This is a genomic window from Nonomuraea sp. NPDC049750 (assembly GCF_040659625.1).
Taxonomy (GTDB): domain Bacteria; phylum Actinomycetota; class Actinomycetes; order Streptosporangiales; family Streptosporangiaceae; genus Nonomuraea.
In genome coordinates this window covers 1-2,353 of sequence record NZ_JBFANB010000069.1, presented here as the reverse complement: position 1 = coordinate 2,353, position 2,353 = coordinate 1, and the positions used below count along the sequence as shown (strand labels likewise).

At 66.2% G+C, this 2,353-nt stretch carries 1 protein-coding gene; it reads left to right on the top strand.

What is annotated here, in order from left to right; all coding sequences use genetic code 11:
• Positions 1–2,353, top strand: a 2,353-nt coding sequence (gene rpoB, locus AB0J16_RS59605; RefSeq protein ID WP_358558304.1) for a DNA-directed RNA polymerase subunit beta, incomplete at both ends; no start/stop codon positions are given.

Genomic DNA, 2,353 nt, shown 5'->3' with positions numbered 1-2,353 from the left:
ACATCTACCGCAAGCTGCGTCCGGGTGAGCCGCCGACCAAGGAGTCGGCGCAGACCCTGCTGGAGAACCTGTATTTCAACCCCAAGCGCTACGACCTGGCCAAGGTCGGTCGCTACAAGATCAACAAGAAGCTCGGGGTCGGCAGTGAGATCCAGCAGGGGACGCTGACCGAAGAGGACGTCGTCGCCACGATCGAGTACATCGTCCGGCTGCACGCCGGCGAGGAGTCGATGCCGGCCGCCGCCGAGGCGCCGATCGACACCGTGATCGTCGAGGTCGACGACATCGACCACTTCGGTAACCGCCGTCTGCGCAGCGTCGGTGAGCTCATCCAGAACCAGGTCCGCCTGGGTCTGGCCCGTATGGAGCGCGTCGTGCGCGAGCGGATGACGACCCAGGACGTCGAGGCGATCACGCCGCAGACCCTGATCAACATCCGCCCGGTCGTGGCGTCGATCAAGGAGTTCTTCGGCACTTCGCAGCTGTCGCAGTTCATGGACCAGACCAACCCGCTGGCCGGCTTGACGCACAAGAGGCGTCTGTCCGCGCTGGGTCCTGGTGGTCTGTCGCGTGAGCGGGCCGGCTTCGAGGTTCGTGACGTGCACCCGTCGCACTACGGCCGGATGTGCCCGATCGAGACGCCGGAAGGCCCGAACATCGGTCTGATCGGTTCGTTGGCCTCTTATGGCCGGATCAACGCCTTCGGTTTCGTCGAGACGCCTTATCGCAAGGTCGTCGACGGCAAGGTGACCGAGCAGATCGACTACCTGACCGCCGATGAGGAAGACCGTTTCGTCAAGGCGCAGGCCAACACGGTCCTCAACCCTGACGGCACGTTCGCCGAGGCGCGGGTTCTGGTCCGTACCAAGGGTGGCGAGACCGAGCTGGCGCGGGCCGACGAGGTCGACTACATCGACGTGTCGCCGCGCCAGATGGTGTCGGTCGCCACGGCGATGATCCCGTTCCTGGAGCACGACGACGCCAACCGCGCGCTCATGGGCTCCAACATGCAGAGGCAGTCCGTGCCGCTGCTCAAGAGCGAGGCGCCGCTGGTCGGCACCGGCATGGAATACCGTGCCGCGACCGACGCGGGCGACGTCATCAGCGCCGAGAAGGCGGGTGTGGTCGAGGAGGTCTCGGCCGACTACGTCACCGTGATGAACGACGACGGCACCCGTACGACTTACCGTGTCGCCAAGTTCAAGCGTTCCAACCAGGGCACTTCGTTCAACCAGAAGCCCATCGTCGCCGAGGGCGACCGGGTCGAGGTCAACCAGGTCATCGCCGACGGCCCGTGCACCGACAGCGGTGAGATGGCGCTGGGCAAGAACCTGCTGGTGGCGTTCATGCCGTGGGAGGGCCACAACTACGAAGACGCGATCATCCTGTCCCAGCGGCTGGTCCAGGACGACGTCCTGTCCTCGATTCACATCGAGGAGCACGAGGTCGACGCCCGTGACACCAAGCTGGGCCCAGAAGAGATCACCCGGGACATCCCGAACGTCTCCGAAGAGGTCCTGGCCGACCTCGACGAGCGCGGCATCATCCGCATCGGCGCCGAGGTCGTACCCGGCGACATCCTGGTCGGCAAGGTCACCCCGAAGGGCGAGACCGAGCTGACCCCGGAAGAGCGGCTGCTGCGCGCGATCTTCGGTGAGAAGGCCCGCGAAGTCCGCGACACCTCGCTGAAGGTGCCGCACGGCGAGCAGGGCAAAGTCATCGGCGTCCGCGTCTTCTCCCGCGAGGAGGGCGACGAGCTGCCGCCCGGCGTCAACGAACTGGTCCGCGTCTACGTGGCCCAGAAGCGGAAGATCACCGACGGCGACAAGCTGGCCGGCCGGCACGGCAACAAGGGCGTCATCTCCAAGATCCTCCCGGTGGAGGACATGCCGTTCCTGGAGGACGGCACCCCGGTCGACATCATCCTCAACCCGCTGGGCGTGCCCGGCCGGATGAACGTCGGCCAGGTGCTGGAGACCCACCTCGGCTGGATCGCCGCCCGCGGCTGGGACATCTCCGGCGTCCAGGAGGCCTGGGCCGAGCGCCTGCGTGACAAGGGCTTCGAGAAGGTGGCCCCGCGCACCAACATGGCCACCCCGGTCTTCGACGGCGCCCACGAGGAAGAAATCGTCGGGCTGCTCGACAACACCATCGCCAACCGCGACGGGGACCGCATGGTCCAGCAGAGCGGTAAGGCCAAGCTGTTCGACGGCCGCTCCGGCGAGCCGTTCCCGTACCCGATCTCGGTCGGCTACATCTACATCCTCAAGCTGCTCCACCTGGTCGACGACAAGATCCACGCACGTTCGACCGGCCCGTACTCCATGATCACCCAGCAGCCGCTCGGCGGTAA